Raw genomic sequence first — 16,121 nt, forward strand, 5'->3', positions numbered from 1 at the left:
CGGCGGCCCCCGCCGCTCCGGCCGGCCCCCGCTCCACCGGGCGTCCGGAGTCCCCGGCCCGTCCGGGGGCGCCGCGTCCCGCCGCTGCCGGCGGCACCGGTGCTCCGGCCCCGGCGGCGCCCAGCGCTCCGGGCAGCGCCACCCCCGGTGCGGGTGCTCCCCGCCCCGGTGGCGGCCGTCCGGGCAACAACCCGTTCGCGCCCAGCCAGGGGATGCCGCGCTCCGGTGGCCCCGGCGGCTCCGGCGCGCCGCGTCCGGGTGCCCCGCGCCCGGGCAACAACCCCTTCGCCACCAGCCAGGGCATGCCCCGGCCCGGTGGTCCTCGCCCGCAGGCCCCGGGCGCAGCTCCGGGTGCCCCCACCGGCGCTGCCGGTGCCGGTGACCGTCCCGGCGGCCCCCGTCCGGGCGGTCCGCGTCCGGGTGGTCCCCGCCCCAACCCGGGCATGATGCCCGGGCGCTCCGCCGTCGGCCGTCCGGGCGCTCCCGCCCGCGGTGGTGCTCCGGGCCGTCCGGGTGCTCCCGGCCGTCCGGGTGGCGCCGGTGCTGGCGCCGGTGCCGGTGGCGCCGGCCGTCCCGGTGGTCCGCCCACCGGCGGCTTCGGCAAGGGCAGCCGCGGTCGCGGCGGCACGCAGGGCGCGTTCGGCCGCAGCGGTGGCCGTCCCGTCCGGGGCCGGAAGTCCAAGCGCGCGAAGCGCCAGGAGTTCGAGGCCATGCAGGCGCCGTCGGTCGGCGGCGTCCAGGTCCGGCGCGGCGACGGCACCACCGTCGTCCGCCTGCCCCGCGGCGCGTCGCTGAGCGACTTTGCGGACCGGATCGACGCCAACCCCGCCAGCCTGGTCACGGTGCTGTTCCACCTCGGTGAGATGGCCACGGCGACCCAGTCCCTGGACGAGGACACCTTCCGCCTGCTCGGCTCCGAGCTGGGCTACGACATCCAGGTCGTCTCGCCGGAGGACGAGGAGCGCGAGCTCCTCGCCGGCTTCGACATCGACCTGGACGCCGAGCTCGAGGGCGAGGGCGACGACGAGCTGGAGGCGCGTCCTCCGGTGGTCACCGTCATGGGCCACGTCGACCACGGCAAGACGAAGCTGCTGGACGCCATCCGCTCCACCGACGTGGTGGCGGGGGAGTCCGGCGGCATCACCCAGGCGATCGGCGCCTACCAGGTGAGCACCGAGCACGAGGGCGTCGAGCGCGCGATCACCTTCATCGACACCCCGGGCCACGAGGCGTTCACCGCCATGCGCGCCCGCGGTGCCCAGGTGACCGACATCGCGATCCTCGTGGTCGCGGCCGACGACGGCGTGATGCCCCAGACCATCGAGGCGCTCAACCACGCCCAGGCGGCCGGCGTCCCGATCGTCGTGGCGATCAACAAGATCGACAAGGAGGGGGCCAACCCCGACAAGGTCATGCAGCAGCTGACCGAGTACAACCTGGTGGCCGAGCAGTACGGCGGCGACACCATGTTCGTGCCGATCAGCGCGCTGAAGCGGCAGGGCATCGACGACCTCCTCGAGGCCGTCCTGCTCACCGCCGACGCCGCGCTGGACCTGCGGGCCAACCCCGACAAGGACGCTCGCGGCGTCGCGATCGAGGCGCACCTGGACAAGGGCCGCGGCCCCGTCGCCACGGTGCTGGTCCAGTCCGGCACCCTGCGCGTCGGCGACGCGATCGTGGCCGGCAACGGCTTCGGCCGCGTGCGCGCCATGCTCGACGAGCACGGCGTCACGGTGGAGGAGGCGACGCCGTCCCGGCCGGTCCTCGTCCTCGGCCTCACCGCGGTGCCCGGCGCCGGTGACACCTTCCTGGTGGCTCCGGACGACCGGACGGCGCGGCAGATCGCCGAGCGCCGCGAGTCCGCCCAGCGCGCGGCCAGCCTGGCCAAGCGCCGCAAGCGGATCAGCCTCGAGGACCTCAACGAGGCCCTGGCCGCCGGCAAGGTCGAGACCCTGAACCTGATCATCAAGGGCGACGGGTCCGGCTCGGTCGAGGCGCTGGAGGACGCGCTGCTGAAGATCGAGGTCAGCGACGACGTGGAGCTGCGGATCATCCACCGCGGCGTGGGTGCGATCACCCAGAACGACGTCAACCTGGCCACGGTCGACAACGCCGTGATCATCGGCTTCAACGTCCGGCCGGCCGAGCGGGTCGGTGACCTCGCCGAGCGCGAGGGCGTCGACATCCGGTACTACTCGGTCATCTACGCCGCGATCGAGGACGTCGAGCTCGCGCTGCGCGGCATGCTCAAGCCGGAGTACGAGGAGGTGCAGCTGGGCACCGCGGAGATCCGCGAGGTCTTCCGCTCCTCGAAGTTCGGCAACATCGCCGGTGCCCTGGTGCGCAGCGGGCTCATCCGCCGCAACGCCAAGGCGCGGCTCCTGCGCAACGGTGTCGTGGTCGGCAACGACCTCGCCATCGAGTCGCTGCGACGGTTCAAGGACGACGCGACCGAGGTCCGCGAGGGCTTCGAGTGCGGCATCGGCCTCGGCTCGTTCAACGACATCCAGGAGGGCGACGTGGTGGAGACCTTCGAGATGCGGGAGAAGCCCCGCGCCTGAGGTCCCCCCGCACGACCCCCGCACCGTGATCATGGGATCCCGCCCCGCTCCTGGGGCGGGATCCCATGATCACGCACGACGCTGAGGAGGGTGCGCCGTGCACGTCGGCACGCTGGTCCTGGACCTGCTCCTCGGCGACGTGAGGTCGCTCAAGCAGAAGCGCTCGGTCGTGCGCCCCCTGGTCGCCGAGCTCAAGCGGCTCGACGTCGCCGTGGCCGAGACCGGGCACCTCGACCTGCACCGCCGGGCGGAGGTCTCCGTCGCCGTGGTCGCGGCGGACCCCGCCCACTGCCGCCGCGTCCTGGAGACCGCCGAGCGCACCGCGGCGGCCCACCCCGAGCTCGACCTGCTGTCCGCCCGCCTCCGCGTGCGCTCGGACAGCGACGACGACTGACCGCCACCCCCACCGGGCGGCGGCACCCGCAGCACCACCCACCGAGGAGGACCCCGTGGCTGACCAGGCCCGTGCCCGCAAGCTGGCCGACCGCATCAAGGTGGTCGTCGCCGAGGCCCTGGAGCGCCGCGTGAAGGACCCGCGCCTGGGCTTCATCACCGTCACCGACGCCCGCGTGACCGGCGACCTCCAGCACGCCAGCGTCTTCTACACCGTCCTCGGCGACGAGGAGGCCCGCGCCTCCACGGCCGCGGCCCTGGAGAGCGCCAAGGGCGTCATCCGCGCCGAGGTCGGCCGGCGCACCGGCGTCCGGCTCACCCCGACCCTGGAGTTCTTCGCCGACGCCATCCCGGAGACCGCGGCGCAGATGGAGGACCTCCTCGCCCGCGCCGCCGCCCAGGACGCCGCCGTCGCGGCCCTGGCGCGCGGTGCCAGCTACGCCGGCGAGGCGGACCCCTACAAGCGCCCCGACGAGGACGACGACGACGCCGACGAGGACCCCCTCGGGGCCGTGGGCGACGAGGACTCCGACGAGGACTCCGACGAGGACGAGGACGAGGACGAGGGCTCCGAGGACGAGCCCGGCGGCAGCGCCGACGAGCCCGTCGCCCGGTGAGCAGGAAGGCCGCGGGCGGCCCTGACGGCCTGCTCGTCGTCGACAAGCCGGCCGGCCTGACCAGCCACGACGTCGTCGCCCGGGTCCGGCGCCTGGCCGGCACCCGCAGGGTGGGCCACGCCGGCACGCTCGACCCGATGGCCACCGGCGTCCTGGTCCTCGGGCTCGGGCGCGCCACCCGGCTGCTGACCCACCTCGTCGGCGCCGACAAGGAGTACCTGGCGACGGTGCGCCTGGGCGCGGCGACGGTGACCGACGACGCCGAGGGCGAGGTGCTCTCGCGCGCCGACGCCGCGGGGGTCGACGACGCGGCCCTGGCCGCGGCGGTGGCCGACCTGACCGGCGACCTCCAGCAGGTGCCCAGCGCGGTCAGCGCCATCAAGGTCGACGGCCAGCGGGCCTACGCCCGGGTGCGCGCGGGGGAGGAGGTCGCCCTGGCCGCCCGCCCGGTGACCGTGCGCGCGTTCGAGGTGGTCGCCGTGCGCCGCGGGCAGGAGGACGGGCTGGGCGTCGTGGACGCCGACGTGCGGGTCGAGTGCACCTCCGGCACGTACGTGCGCGCCCTGGCCCGCGACCTCGGGGCCGCGCTGGGGACCGGGGGCCACCTCACGGCCCTGCGCCGCGCCCGCGTCGGCGGCTACGGCCTGGACGCCGCCGCCGACCTCGACGCGCTCGAGCGCGACGGCGTGCCCGCCCACCTGCTGGGCATGGTCGAGGCCGCCCGCCCGACGTTCCCGCTCTGGCAGGTGGACGCCGAGCAGGCGCGCCGCCTGGCGCACGGCCAGCGACTGGCTCCCGCGGGCCTGGGCCCGGACCCGGTCGCGGCGGTCTCGCCGGAGGGCGTCCTCGTGGCGCTCGTCGCCGAGCGCGACGGGGCGGTGCGCCCCGTCCTCGTGCTCAGCGACCCGGCCTGAGCCGGGTCACAGCCCCGGACGGGGCGAGCTGGAGCCGCCCGAGCCGCCCTGGCCCCGGCGTCCTGCGCGCTCGCGCAGCTGCTGGATCCGCTCGCGGTTCTTCGGGTCGCGGGCGAGCTCCTGCGCCTTGCGCGTGGCGGTGGTGATCACCCGCTGGCCCTGGGGGGAGCGGGCGAACGCGGTGATCCTGCTGACGATGCCGGCCACGGCACGGTCCTCCTCGATCGGTGGGTGCGGACGTCCTCAGCGTGCCCCGGTGCACCCCGCGCCGCGACCGGGACGGGCACCGGCCAGACTGTCGGCGTGCAGAGGTGGCGCGACCTGTCGCAGGTCCCGGAGGGCTACGGGCCGTCGGTCGTCGCGATCGGCAACTTCGACGGCGTCCACCGCGGCCACCGCAGCGTCCTGGCACGGCTCGTGGCCGAGGCCCGGCGGCGGGACGCGCGCGCGGTGGCGGTCACCTTCGCGCCCCACCCGCTGCGCGTGCTGCACCCCGAGCGGGCGCCGGAGCTGCTGACCACCCCCGAGCACCGGCTCGACCTGCTCGCCGAGGCAGGCCTGGACGCCGTCCTGGAGATGGCCTTCACCCGCGAGCTCGCGTCCTGGAGCCCCGAGCGCTTCGTCGTCGACACCTTCGTGCGGGCGCTCGGAGCCTCCGCGGTCGTCGTCGGCCAGGACGTGCGCTTCGGGCACCGCAACAGCGGGGACCTGGGCACCATGCGGGCCCTCGGCGCCGAGCACGGCTTCGACGTCGTGGTGCTCGAGGACGAGCACGGGGCCGGCGCCCGGCGCTGGTCCTCCACCTGGACCCGCGAGCTGCTGGCCGAGGGCGACGTGGCCGGGGCCGCGCAGGTGCTGGGGCGAGCGCACCGGGTCGAGGGCGTCGTCGTCCACGGCGACCACCGCGGCCGCGAGCTGGGCTACCCCACGGCCAACCTCGACGGCATCGAGGTGCTCGTGCCCGCGGACGGCGTCTACGCCGGGTGGCTGGTGCGCCTGGACCTGCCCGAGCCGGCCGGCCCGGCGGACCCGCCCCGGGTGCTGCCGGCCGCGGTCTCGATCGGCACGAACCCCACCTTCGACGGCCTCGAGCGCCGCGTCGAGGCGCACGCGCTGGTCACGCCGGCCGAGTCCGCCGTCCTGGACCTCTACGGCGAGCGGGTGGCGCTCGACCTCGTCGAGCGGCTGCGCCCGACCCTGCGGTTCGAGTCCGTGGCCGAGCTGGTGACCCAGATGGACGCCGACGTGGCCCGCTGCCGCGAGGTCCTGGGCGGCTGACGGCCGCCTCGCGGAGGGCGTCCCTCCCGCGCGCTGCTAGGATCATGGCGCCGTCAGAACGGCCGCGGACCCAGAGAGCCCGGGTGGACCTGCCCCGGAGCACCGCGCAACGACCCACGAGGAGCCACCATGCCGCTCGACGCCGCCACCAAGCAGCGCATCATGACCGAGTACGCCACGACCGAGGGCGACACCGGCTCCCCGGAGGTGCAGGTCGCGCTGCTCACCCAGCGCATCAAGGACCTCACCGAGCACTTCAAGGAGCACAAGCACGACCACCACAGCCGTCGTGGTCTGCTCCTGCTCGTCGGCCAGCGCCGCCGCCTGCTGCAGTACCTGGCCAAGACGGACATCAACCGGTACCGCGCCCTCATCGAGCGGCTCGGCATCCGCCGCTGATCCCCGCGACCCCCTGGTCCCTGACCAGGGGGTCGCGCCGCACCACCCAGCACCACCCCGCACCACCAGCACGACGCGGCACCACCCAGCACCACCCCGAACACCCACCGCCGGACGGCGCGGCGCGCAGCGCCGGTCCTCGGTCGTGGCCTCCGGGACGCCCTCCGGCGCGAACCGCCGGTGGCCGCCCGTGGGCCTCCATCGAAGGCCGGTCCCGCCCGCGACCAGCTCCGGCTGATCCGAAGAGGAGGGCACCCGTGGAGGGTCCCGAGATCACGTTCGCCGAGGCCACGATCGACAACGGTCGCTTCGGCACCCGCACCGTCCGGTTCGAGACCGGTCGCCTCGCGCGCCAGGCCGCCGGCTCCGTCTCCGCCTACCTGGACGGCGAGACCATGCTCCTGTCGGCCACCACGGCCGGCAAGCAGCCCAAGGACCACTTCGACTTCTTCCCCCTCACGGTGGACGTCGAGGAGCGCATGTACGCCGCCGGGAAGATCCCCGGCTCCTTCTTCCGCCGCGAGGGCCGCCCCGGCACCGACGCGATCCTCACCTGCCGCCTGATCGACCGGCCGCTGCGCCCGTCCTTCGTCTCCGGGCTGCGCAACGAGGTCCAGGTCGTCATCACCGTCCTGGCGCTGCACCCCGACGACGCCTACGACGTGCTGGCGATCAACGCCGCCTCGCTGTCGACCCAGCTCTCCGGCCTGCCCTTCTCCGGCCCGATCGGCGGCGTCCGCGTGGCGCTCATCGACGGCCAGTGGGTCGCCTTCCCCAAGCACTCCCAGATCCCGGACGCCGTCTTCGAGATGGTCGTCGCGGGCCGCGTGGTCGGCGACGACGTCGCGATCATGATGGTCGAGGCCGAGGCCACCGAGTCGGCGATGGACAAGGTCGCCCTCGGCGCCGGCGCCCCGACCGAGGAGGTCGTGGCGCAGGGGCTGGAGGCCTCCAAGCCCTTCATCGCGGAGCTGTGCCGGGCCCAGGCGCAGGTCGCCGCCACCGCCGCCAAGGAGACGGTGGACTACCCCCGCTTCCTCGACTACAGCGACGACGTGCTCGAGGCCGTGACCGCCGCTGGGCGCGACGACCTGGCCGCCGCGCTGACCATCGCCGGCAAGCAGGAGCGCGAGACCCGCATCGACGAGGTCAAGGACGCCGTCAAGGCGCAGCTGGCCACGCAGTTCGAGGGCCGCGAGAAGGAGATCAGCGCCGCGTTCCGCTCGCTGAACAAGTCCCTCGTGCGCCAGCGCATCCTCACCGACGGCGTCCGCATCGACGGCCGCGGGCTGCGCGACATCCGCCAGCTCTCCGCCGAGGTCGACGTGCTGCCCCGCGTGCACGGCTCGGCCCTGTTCGAGCGCGGCGAGACCCAGATCCTGGGCGTGACCACGCTGAACATGCTCCGCATGGAGCAGCAGCTCGACACGCTCTCGCCGGTGACGCGCAAGCGCTACATGCACAACTACAACTTCCCGCCGTACTCCACCGGTGAGACCGGCCGCGTGGGCTCGCCCAAGCGCCGCGAGATCGGCCACGGCGCCCTCGCCGAGCGCGCGCTCATGCCGGTGCTGCCCAGCCGCGAGGACTTCCCCTACGCGATCCGGCAGGTCTCCGAGGCGCTGGGCTCCAACGGCTCGACGTCCATGGGCTCGGTCTGCGCCTCGACCCTGTCGCTGCTCAACGCCGGCGTGCCGCTGCGCGCTCCGGTCGCGGGCATCGCGATGGGCCTCGTCACCGACACGGTGGACGGCGAGATCCGCTACGCGGCGCTGACCGACATCCTCGGCGCCGAGGACGCCTTCGGCGACATGGACTTCAAGGTCGCCGGCACGAAGGACTTCGTGACCGCGATCCAGCTCGACACCAAGCTCGACGGCATCCCCGCGTCGGTCCTGGCCGGCGCGCTGACCCAGGCCCGCGAGGCCCGGCTGCACATCCTCGGCGTGATGGCCGAGGCGATCGACGCCCCCGACGAGATGGCCGACACCGCCCCGCGCGTCATCGCGGTCAAGGTCCCGGTCGACAAGATCGGCGAGGTCATCGGGCCGAAGGGCAAGATGATCAACCAGATCCAGGACGACACCGGCGCCGACATCTCGATCGAGGACGACGGCACGGTGTACATCGGCGCCACCGACGGCCCCTCGGCCGAGGCGGCCCGAGCGGCGATCAACGCGATCGCCAACCCGACCATGCCCGAGGTCGGCGAGCGCTACGTGGGCACCGTGGTCAAGACCACGGCCTTCGGGGCGTTCATCTCCCTCACCCCGGGCAAGGACGGGCTCCTGCACATCTCCAAGATGCGCGCCCTGGTCGGCGGCAAGCGGGTGGAGAACGTCGACGACGTCCTGTCCGTGGGCCAGAAGGTCCAGGTGGAGATCACCGAGATCGACCCGCGCGGCAAGCTCAGCCTGTCGCCGGTCGTCGCGGACGAGGACGCCTCGGGCGACGCCGACGGCGCCGGCTCGGACGCCTCGACCGACTCTCCCGCGGCAGCCATCTGACGTGGCGGTCGTCCCCCTCCCGCTGACGGTGACGGGGACCTCCACGCTCTCCGGGGAGGACGCGGGCGCCACCGTGCGCCGCAGCGTCCTCCCCGGAGGCGTCCGGGTCCTCACCGAGTCCGTGCCGGGCGTCCGCTCGGTCACGGTGGGCACCTGGGTCGGCGTGGGCTCGCGCGACGAGGCCTCGGGCCACTTCGGGTCCACGCACTTCCTCGAGCACCTGCTCTTCAAGGGCACCGCGCGGCGCAGCGCCATGGACATCGCCGAGGCCTTCGACGCCGTCGGCGGGGAGTCCAACGCGGCCACCGGCAAGGAGCACACGACCTACTTCGCCCGCGTGCTCGACGCCGACCTGCCGATGGCCGTCGACGTCATCACGGACATGGTCACCTCGGCGACGCTGTCCGAGGAGGACGTGGCCAGCGAGCGAGGCGTCATCCTCGAAGAGCTCGCGATGAACGACGACGACCCCGCCGACGTCGCGCACGAGCGCTTCGCCGAGCAGGTCTTCGGCACGGGCACCCCGCTCGGGCGCCCGATCGGCGGCACCCCGCAGGCGATCCTCGACGTCCCGCGCGACGCCGTCTGGGAGCACTACCGCCAGCACTACACCGCGCCCGGCCTCGTCGTCACGGCCGCGGGCGGCCTCGAGCACGAGCAGGTCTGCGACCTGGTCGCGGCGTCCCTGGAGCGGGCCGGCTGGGGCGACCTGGCGGAGGCGGCTCCCCTGCCGCGCCGGCACACCGGCCCCGGGACGGCCACCCCGCCGCCGGCCACCAGCGTCCTCACGCTGGACCGGCCGACCGAGCAGGCGAACGTGCTGCTCGGCGGCCTGGGGCTGCGCTCCAGCGACCCCCGCCGGCACGTGCTCTCGGTGCTCAACGCGGTGCTCGGTGGCGGGATGAGCAGCCGGCTGTTCCAGGAGGTGCGCGAGAAGCGCGGGCTGGCGTACTCCGTGTACTCCTTCGGCGCCGGGTACGCCGACGCCGGGTACTTCGGCCTCTACGCCGGGTGCACCCCCGGGAAGGTCGCGGAGGTCGTCGCGCTGCTCGCCGAGCAGTGGGAGCTCCTCGCCGCCGACGGCGTGGGGGAGGCCGAGCTGGCCCGCGCCATCGGGCAGGTGCGCGGCGGCACGGTGCTGGGCCTGGAGGACACCGGGGCGCGGATGTCGCGCCTGGGCAAGGCCGAGCTCGTGCACGGCGAGTACCTGGGCGTGGACGACCTCCTCGCCCGCACCGCGGCGGTCACCGCCGAGGAGGTCCAGGAGCTGGCCGCGCACCTGTGGGCCCAGCCGCACCACCTCACGGTCGTCGGCCCCTTCGCCACCGACCCGGTCGCGGTCGCCCCGTGAGCGCGCCCGCACCGCTCGTGCGGGTGGCCGTCCTCGGGGCCGCCGGGCGCATGGGCACCGCCGCGTGCGCCGCGGTGGAGGCCGCGGACGACCTCGAGCTCGTGGCCCGCATCGGTCGCGGTGACCCGGTCGAGCGCGCCGTCGAGGCCGGTGCCGACGTGGCGGTCGACCTGTCGGTGCCCGCGGCGGCCCCCGAGCACGTGCGCGCCCTGGTCGCCGCCGGGCTGCACGTCGTCGTGGGCACGACGGGCTGGGACGACGCCGCGCTGCAGCGGGTGCGCGACCAGCTCGCCGACCCGGCGACCCCGGCCGGCACCGGGGTGCTCGTGGCCCCGAACTTCGCCCTCGGCGCGGTGCTGCTCATGAGCCTCGCCGCCCGGGCCGCCCCGTACTTCGAGTCCGTCGAGGTCGTCGAGCTCCACCACCCGAACAAGGTCGACGCCCCCAGCGGCACCGCCGTCCACACCGCCGAGCTCCTGGCCGCCGCGCGCCGCCGCGCCGGGCGCGCGGCGTCCCCCGACGCCACGACCACCGCCCTGCCCGGCGCGCGCGGCGCCGACGTGGACGGCGTGGCGGTGCACAGCGTGCGCCTGCGCGGACTGACCGCCTCGGAGGAGGTGCTGCTGGGCAACTCCGGGGAGGTGCTCAGCCTGCGCCACGACGTGGCCGACCGCGCGGCGTTCATGCCCGGCCTGCTGCTGGCCGTCCGCGAGGTCGCCTCCCGCCCGGGGCTGACCGTGGGGCTCGAGCACTACCTCGACCTCGGCTGACGCGCGTGCGCGCCAAGGCCGTCGTCGCGGTGCTCCTCGCCGCCGTCCTGCTCTACCTGGTCCTGCTGGGCCAGCGCGGCTGGGCGCTGGTGACCTCCGGCTCCGGGCCGGTCGCGGTGGTGCTCGGCGCGGGCGTGCTCCTGCTGCCCCTCGTGGTGGCCTGGGCGATCGGCCGCGAGCTGGCCTTCGGCGTGCGCACCGAGGCGATGGCCCGCGAGCTCGAGCGCGACGGCCGGCTGCCTCCGGACGACCTGCCGCGCACCCCCTCGGGCCGGGTCGAGCGCACCGCCGCGGACGCGGCGTTCGCCCGCTACCAGGCCGAGACCGACGCCGCGCCGCAGGACTGGGGCGCGTGGTTCCGGCTCTCGTGCGCCTACGACGCCGCGGGGGACCGCCGCAGGGCCCGCGCGGCGATGCGCCACGCGGCCGCGCTGCGGCGCACCGAGGACCGGCCCTAGCCGCTCGGTCGCCGTCGGCCGATCGGCGCGCCGCCGCGGCGGCTACAGGAGCCCGCGCCCGGAGCCGACGACCTGGGCGAGCCGGCTCCAGCAGGGGGTCCGGCGCGCTGCTGCCGCAGCGGGGCGGAGAGGGCGGAGCCACGTGGAGCACGCACCGGGCCAGCGGCCCGCGGGAGCGGGGGACGGCGGGCTGCGCCTGCCCCGCGTCGCCGTCCTGGTGCCCGTGCGCCGGGACGGCGAGGTCGTCGACCTGCGCGTGGAGCTGGTCGGCGACACCGGCTGGGACGGCCTGGCGGCCGCGGCCACCGGCGGAGGGTCCCTCGTGGGGCGGCTGGTCGGCGACCTCGTCCCCGCCGCCCGCGCGGACGGGCGCCTGGCGGCCATGTGCTCGGTCGCGAGCACCGGGACCCCGGTGGCCATCAGCCGCCCCGCGGTCCTCGGCGTGCCCGGCTCCGGCCGGCGGGTGTTCCTGCAGCGGGCCACCGGTGACCGCGTGCTGGTCGCCATCCGCGACCTCAACGACGACGACGCGCACCGCGAGGCCCTGCAGCAGGCCGGCCCGCGCTGGGTGCGGGCCTTCGCCGAGGCGCCGGTGGGGATCGCGGTCGCCTCGTGGGACGGGGTGCTCGTCGAGGCCAACCCCGCTCTGTGCGCCCTGCTGGGGCGGTCCCGCGAGGAGCTCGTCGGCCACGCCTTCCGCGACTTCAGCCACCCCGACGACCGCGACCGCCGCCTGGACCGCGCCGCGCTCGAGCGCACCGGCCGGGCGGAGCTGCGCAAGAGGTTCGTCACCGGCGACGGCCGCACCGTGTGGGTGCGCTCGGTCGTCGCGGTGCTCACCGAGGACGGCGAGCGCCGCCTGCTCAACGTGGTCGAGGACGTCGGTGCGGCGCAGCGCGCCCAGCGCGAGCTGACCCGGATGGCCAGCTCGGACCCGCTGACCGGGCTGCCCAACCGGGCCGAGCTGCGCCGCCAGGTGCGCCGCGCGCTGCGCCGCTCGGCGTCGGGGAACGCCCCCGCCCCGGCGCTGCTGTACCTCGACCTCGACCACTTCAAGGTGATCAACGACTCGCTGGGGCACGACGCGGGCGACCGGCTGCTGCGGCGCCTGGCCGAGGTCTTCGGCGAGGCCGTGGGGGAGGCCGGCGTGGTCGCGCGCCTGGGCGGGGACGAGTTCGTCGTCCTCGTCCACGACGGTGCAGCCGCCGAGGCGCTCGCGGAGGAGCTGCTCGCCGCCCTGGGCACGAGCGTCCACCTGGCCGGGCGCGACGTGGCCGTGGGCATGAGCATCGGCGTGGCCGTGGCGGAGCCGACCAGCGACGACGAGGGCCTGCTGCGCGACGCCGACACGGCGCTGTACGCGGCCAAGCGGGCCGGCCGGCGGCGGTGGGTCCGCCTCGACGACGCGCTGCGCGCCCGCGCGCTGGCCCGCCTGGACGACGAGGCGGCGCTGCGCGCCGGCCTGGGAGCCGGCGAGCTGGTGCCGCACTACCAGCCGATCACCGGCGTGGACGGCGCCTGGGAGTCCTGCGAGGCCCTGGTCCGGTGGAGCCACCCGCAGCGCGGCCTCCTGGGCCCCGGGGCGTTCCTCGACGTGGCCGAGGAGAGCGGCCTCGTCGTCGAGCTCGGCCAGCAGGTGCTGCGCCGGGCGTGCGCGGACCTGGCCCGGTGGCGCCGGGTGCGCCCCCTGCTGACCGTGGCCGTCAACGTCGCGGCCCGCCACCTGCTCAGCGGCCACCTCGTCGACGACGTGGTCCACGCCCTGGACGAGGCGGGCCTGCCCGCCTCCGCGCTGACCGTGGAGATCACCGAGACGGCCCTGCTGGCCAGCGACGAGGTGGTCAGCGCGACGCTGCAGTGCCTGCGCGCCATGGGCTGCCGGATCGCCCTCGACGACTTCGGGACCGGCTACTCGTCCCTGACGCACCTGCGGGACTTCCAGGTCGACGTGCTGAAGGTCGACCGCTCCTTCGTGGCCGCGGCCCCGACCAGCGCGGAGGCCACGAAGCTCCTGCGGGCGGTCTGCCAGCTCGGCCGGGGCCTGGACCTCACCGTGGTCGCCGAGGGCGTGGAGGACGAGGAGGTGCGGGCGGCCGCCGTGGGCGCCGGGGCGCACCTGCTGCAGGGCTACCTCCTCGGGCGCCCCGTGCCGGCCGCCGAGATCGGGCGGGCTCTCGCCCGGGGGACGGTCCCGGTGACCTCACCGGTGGGCTGAGGCGCTCCTGGACGCCGCCCGGCTGGCCCCCGCGGCCAGCTCCTCCAGGGGGCCGCGCACGCCGAGGGCGCGCACGGCGAGGCCCAGCGCCACGGCGCCCAGGGCGCTGGCGACCCAGACCCCGACCGGGCTCAGGTCCTCCTCCATCGCCGGCAGCAGGACGACGTGCAGCGAGTACAGGGTCAGGGTCATCGACCCGGGGGCGGCCAGCAGGACCAGGGCCCGCGAGCCCGCGGAGGTCCGCGCCACGAGCAGGCACAGCCCCAGCACGAGCAGCGCCGTGCCCGTGGTGTGCGCCAGGTCCAGCGGCGTCCCCGAGTGCGGCGCGCGCACCAGCAGCCAGAGCCACGACGTCGTCGGGGTGGTGCCGTACAGGCCGTCCTGCAGGGCGGTGGCCATCTGCCCCGGGCGCACCGGGAAGGACGCCGGCACCGTCGCGACCAGCGCCGGCACCCCGCCCGCGGCCCGCACGAGGGCGTCGGAGAGGAGGGCGCTGCCCACGGCCAGCGCCGCGCCGGCGCCCGCGACGCCCGCCGCCACGCGCGCCCGGCCCAGCCCCAGGCGGCCCACCGCCAGGCCGACGAGCAGGTACCCGGTCCACTGCAGCACCGGGTAGTAGCCGGTGAGCACGAGGTCGGCGAGCAGGCGCTGCGGCGTCGCCAGCGACAGCCACGAGGGCACCGGTCCGGGCCCGGGGGACAGCAGCGGGCGCAGCAGGTGCGCCAGGACGGGGGCGGCCAGCAGCCACCCGGCCGCCAGCACGAGGAGCGTGCGCGCGCGCAGCCCCAGGAAGAGCGCCGCGACCGCGAACAGCAGGCCGTAGTCGACGAGGATGATCGCGATGGGCCCGGGCACCAGCCCCAGCGTCAGGCCCACGGCGGCCACGACGCCGGCCCGGGCGAGCACCCTGCGGCGCGCCGCGGCCAGCGCCCGCCCGGTGGGCGGGCGCTCGCGACCGGTGGACAGGGCCAGGCCCACGCCGGCCAGCACGGCGAACAGCGCCGCGGCTCGCCCTGAGAGCAGCAGGAACGGCCAGGTGACCGCGCCGTCGGCGCCGGTGCTCGGCAGCACGTGCGTGGCCATCATCCCCAGCAGCGCCGCCCCGCGGGCGGCGTCGACGCCGACGAGGCGCTCGCGCAGGGGCGGGCGCCCGGAGGAGGTGGCGACGGTGCCGGCGGCGGAGCTCATGACCACCCAGCGGCCCGCAGCCCGGCCGCCACGGCGGCGGCCAGCACCACGACGAGGAGGAACGGTGCGCGCAGCGCCAGCGCCAGCGCCGCGACCGCCAGGGCCGGCACCCGGGCGTCGGGGGACACCGCCCGGCCGTCGGCGAGGGCCTGCGTGGCCGTGAGCGCCGCCAGCAGCGCCACGGTGACCAGCGCGGCAGCGCGGGCGGTGCTCGGCCGCTCCAGCCACCGGGCCGGCGCCAGGTGGCCGGCGAGCTTGAGCGCGTAGCAGGCGGCGGCCGCGCCGAGCACCAGCCCCCACCCGCTCACGCGGCGCCACCGGCGGAGCGGGAGCGCCAGAGCAGGAGCACGAGCGGCACGGCGAGCACCGCGGCCAGCACCGGCAGGCCGGGGGAGAGCACCGGCACGGTCGCGGTGGCCACGACGGCGGCCACGACGGCCACCGCGGCCGCCCGTCCCTCGCGCAGGCGCGGCCACAGGAGGCCGAGGAAGGCCGCCGCCGCCGCGGCGTCCAGGCCGTACCGGCCCGGGTCGCCGAGCGCGTCGCCCAGGACGGTGCCCGCCACCGTCGCCAGGCACCACAGCACGAGCACGCTCGCGCCGGTGAGCCAGAACCCCAGGCGCTGCAGCGCGGGCGTCGGCTGGGCGGTGCCCACCGCGGTGGACTCGTCGATGGTCAGGTGGGCTGCCAGCAGGCGGCGCAGGCCGCTCACGCGCAGCAGCGGTGCCACCTGGAGCCCGTACAGGCCGTTGCGGACCCCGAGCAGGGCGGCCGTCGCCGTGGCCGCGAGCCCGGTGCCGCCGGCCCCCACCACCCCGACCAGGGCGAACTGGGAGCCCCCGGTGAACATCAGCGCGCTCAGCGCCAGGGCCTGCAGGGGGGTCAGGCCCGCCGCCACGGCCAGCGCGCCGAAGGAGAGGCCGTAGGCGCCGGTGGCGAGGCCCACCGACAGCGCCTGGGCCACGGTCGGCCGGGCGCCGGGGGCCGGGCTGGGGAAGCGCACGGCGGCATCCTCTCAGGACCACGGCCGCCCTCCGCCTACGCTCGCGGCCGTGGACGACACGCCGCTGCCCCCGCCCGCAGGCCTGCCGATCGGGCTGGACGACCTCGCGGCGCGGTCCTTCGCCGCCGTCCTGTTCGACATGGACGGCACGCTCATCGACTCGACCCCGGTGGTGAACCGCTCGTGGCTGCGCTGGGCGCAGGAGGAGGACGTCGACCCCGCGGGGCTCGTGGGCATGCACGGCGTCCCGGCCGCGGGGATCATCGAGCGGCTCCTGCCGCCGGAGCGCCGGGCGAGCGCCGTGCGGCGGATCGACGCGATCGAGGCGGCCGACACCGAGGGCATCACGGTCCTCCCCGGCGCCGCCGAGGCCCTCGCCGCCCTGCCGCCGCGGCGCGCGGCGATCGCGACGTCGTGCACCCGCGCCCTGGACCACACCCAGATCGCCGCGAACAGGATGTGGGCCC

16 protein-coding genes are annotated in these 16,121 nt (G+C 76.2%); 12 read left to right on the forward strand and 4 right to left on the reverse strand.

What is annotated here, in order from left to right; genetic code table 11:
• The 4 genes from infB to truB all read left to right on the forward strand — a co-directional run.
• Positions 1-2,561, forward strand: a 2,561-nt coding sequence (gene infB, locus AC5FZL_RS09605; RefSeq protein WP_493618361.1) for a translation initiation factor IF-2, incomplete at its 5' end; no start/stop codon positions are given.
• Positions 2,562-2,658: 97 nt separating this feature from the next.
• The gene (locus AC5FZL_RS09610; protein ID WP_493618362.1) at positions 2,659-2,955 is read left to right on the forward strand and encodes a DUF503 family protein; all 297 of its coding nucleotides are present in this window, start codon (positions 2,659-2,661) and stop codon (positions 2,953-2,955) included.
• A 55-nt stretch (positions 2,956-3,010) separates the two neighbouring features.
• Positions 3,011-3,571, forward strand: coding sequence for a 30S ribosome-binding factor RbfA (rbfA, locus tag AC5FZL_RS09615; RefSeq protein ID WP_493618363.1), 561 nt, complete (start codon positions 3,011-3,013; stop codon positions 3,569-3,571).
• Entirely contained in the window at positions 3,568-4,485 is a 918-nt protein-coding gene (gene truB, locus AC5FZL_RS09620; protein WP_493618364.1) for a tRNA pseudouridine(55) synthase TruB, read from the forward strand. The genes rbfA and truB overlap by 4 nt, the downstream gene beginning before the upstream one ends.
• Positions 4,486-4,491: 6 nt before the next feature.
• Here the strand turns inward: truB and AC5FZL_RS09625 are convergent, their stop codons facing one another.
• Positions 4,492-4,692: a hypothetical protein gene (locus AC5FZL_RS09625; protein ID WP_493618365.1), complete on the reverse strand. Its 201-nt coding sequence runs from the start codon at positions 4,690-4,692 to the stop codon at positions 4,492-4,494.
• A gap of 96 nt (positions 4,693-4,788) precedes the next feature.
• Between AC5FZL_RS09625 and AC5FZL_RS09630 the strand changes: the two genes are divergently transcribed.
• The 7 genes from AC5FZL_RS09630 (at position 4,789) to AC5FZL_RS09660 (ending at position 13,463) form a co-directional block, all read left to right on the forward strand.
• Entirely contained in the window at positions 4,789-5,763 is a 975-nt protein-coding gene (locus AC5FZL_RS09630) for a bifunctional riboflavin kinase/FAD synthetase (protein WP_493618366.1), read from the forward strand.
• A gap of 129 nt (positions 5,764-5,892) precedes the next feature.
• Entirely contained in the window at positions 5,893-6,162 is a 270-nt protein-coding gene (rpsO, locus tag AC5FZL_RS09635; RefSeq protein WP_493618367.1) for a 30S ribosomal protein S15, read from the forward strand.
• Between the two features lie 257 nt (positions 6,163-6,419).
• Entirely contained in the window at positions 6,420-8,669 is a 2,250-nt protein-coding gene (locus tag AC5FZL_RS09640; RefSeq protein WP_493618368.1) for a polyribonucleotide nucleotidyltransferase, read from the forward strand.
• Between the two features lies 1 nt (position 8,670).
• The gene (locus AC5FZL_RS09645; protein ID WP_493618369.1) at positions 8,671-10,020 is read left to right on the forward strand and encodes a M16 family metallopeptidase; all 1,350 of its coding nucleotides are present in this window, start codon (positions 8,671-8,673) and stop codon (positions 10,018-10,020) included.
• Positions 10,017-10,790 carry a 4-hydroxy-tetrahydrodipicolinate reductase gene (gene dapB, locus AC5FZL_RS09650; protein ID WP_493618370.1) on the forward strand — a complete coding sequence of 258 codons (774 nt, stop codon included), beginning with the start codon at positions 10,017-10,019 and terminating at the stop codon, positions 10,788-10,790. The genes AC5FZL_RS09645 and dapB overlap by 4 nt, the downstream gene beginning before the upstream one ends.
• 5 nt (positions 10,791-10,795) lie before the next feature.
• Complete coding sequence (locus AC5FZL_RS09655) at positions 10,796-11,248, forward strand: hypothetical protein (RefSeq protein ID WP_493618371.1); 453 nt, start codon at positions 10,796-10,798, stop codon at positions 11,246-11,248.
• Between the two features lie 142 nt (positions 11,249-11,390).
• The gene (locus tag AC5FZL_RS09660; protein WP_493618372.1) at positions 11,391-13,463 is read left to right on the forward strand and encodes a putative bifunctional diguanylate cyclase/phosphodiesterase; all 2,073 of its coding nucleotides are present in this window, start codon (positions 11,391-11,393) and stop codon (positions 13,461-13,463) included.
• Here AC5FZL_RS09660 and AC5FZL_RS09665 read toward each other — a convergent pair.
• The 3 genes from AC5FZL_RS09665 to AC5FZL_RS09675 are packed head-to-tail and all read right to left on the reverse strand — an operon-like array spanning position 13,449 to position 15,654.
• Positions 13,449-14,651 (reverse strand): heparan-alpha-glucosaminide N-acetyltransferase domain-containing protein, encoded by a 1,203-nt coding sequence (locus tag AC5FZL_RS09665; RefSeq protein ID WP_493618373.1) that lies wholly within the window; start codon positions 14,649-14,651, stop codon positions 13,449-13,451. The two genes, AC5FZL_RS09660 and AC5FZL_RS09665, sit on opposite strands and share 15 nt — an antisense overlap.
• Positions 14,648-14,959 carry an AzlD domain-containing protein gene (locus AC5FZL_RS09670; protein WP_493618374.1) on the reverse strand — a complete coding sequence of 104 codons (312 nt, stop codon included), beginning with the start codon at positions 14,957-14,959 and terminating at the stop codon, positions 14,648-14,650. The genes AC5FZL_RS09665 and AC5FZL_RS09670 overlap by 4 nt, the downstream gene beginning before the upstream one ends.
• Complete coding sequence (locus AC5FZL_RS09675; protein ID WP_493618375.1) at positions 14,956-15,654, reverse strand: AzlC family ABC transporter permease; 699 nt, start codon at positions 15,652-15,654, stop codon at positions 14,956-14,958. The genes AC5FZL_RS09670 and AC5FZL_RS09675 overlap by 4 nt, the downstream gene beginning before the upstream one ends.
• 49 nt (positions 15,655-15,703) lie before the next feature.
• Between AC5FZL_RS09675 and AC5FZL_RS09680 the strand changes: the two genes are divergently transcribed.
• The coding region (locus AC5FZL_RS09680) for an HAD family hydrolase (RefSeq protein ID WP_493618376.1) at positions 15,704-16,121 on the forward strand (418 nt) is incomplete at its 3' end.

Source organism: Quadrisphaera sp. DVD1, assembly GCF_058932755.1.

Coding starts and splice junctions, on each gene's coding strand:
- rpsO (WP_493618367.1), top strand. CDS start 5,893: ATGCCGCTCGACGCCGCCACCAAGCAGCGCATCATGACCGAGTACGCC.
- AC5FZL_RS09665 (WP_493618373.1), bottom strand. CDS start 14,651: ATGAGCTCCGCCGCCGGCACCGTCGCCACCTCCTCCGGGCGCCCGCCC.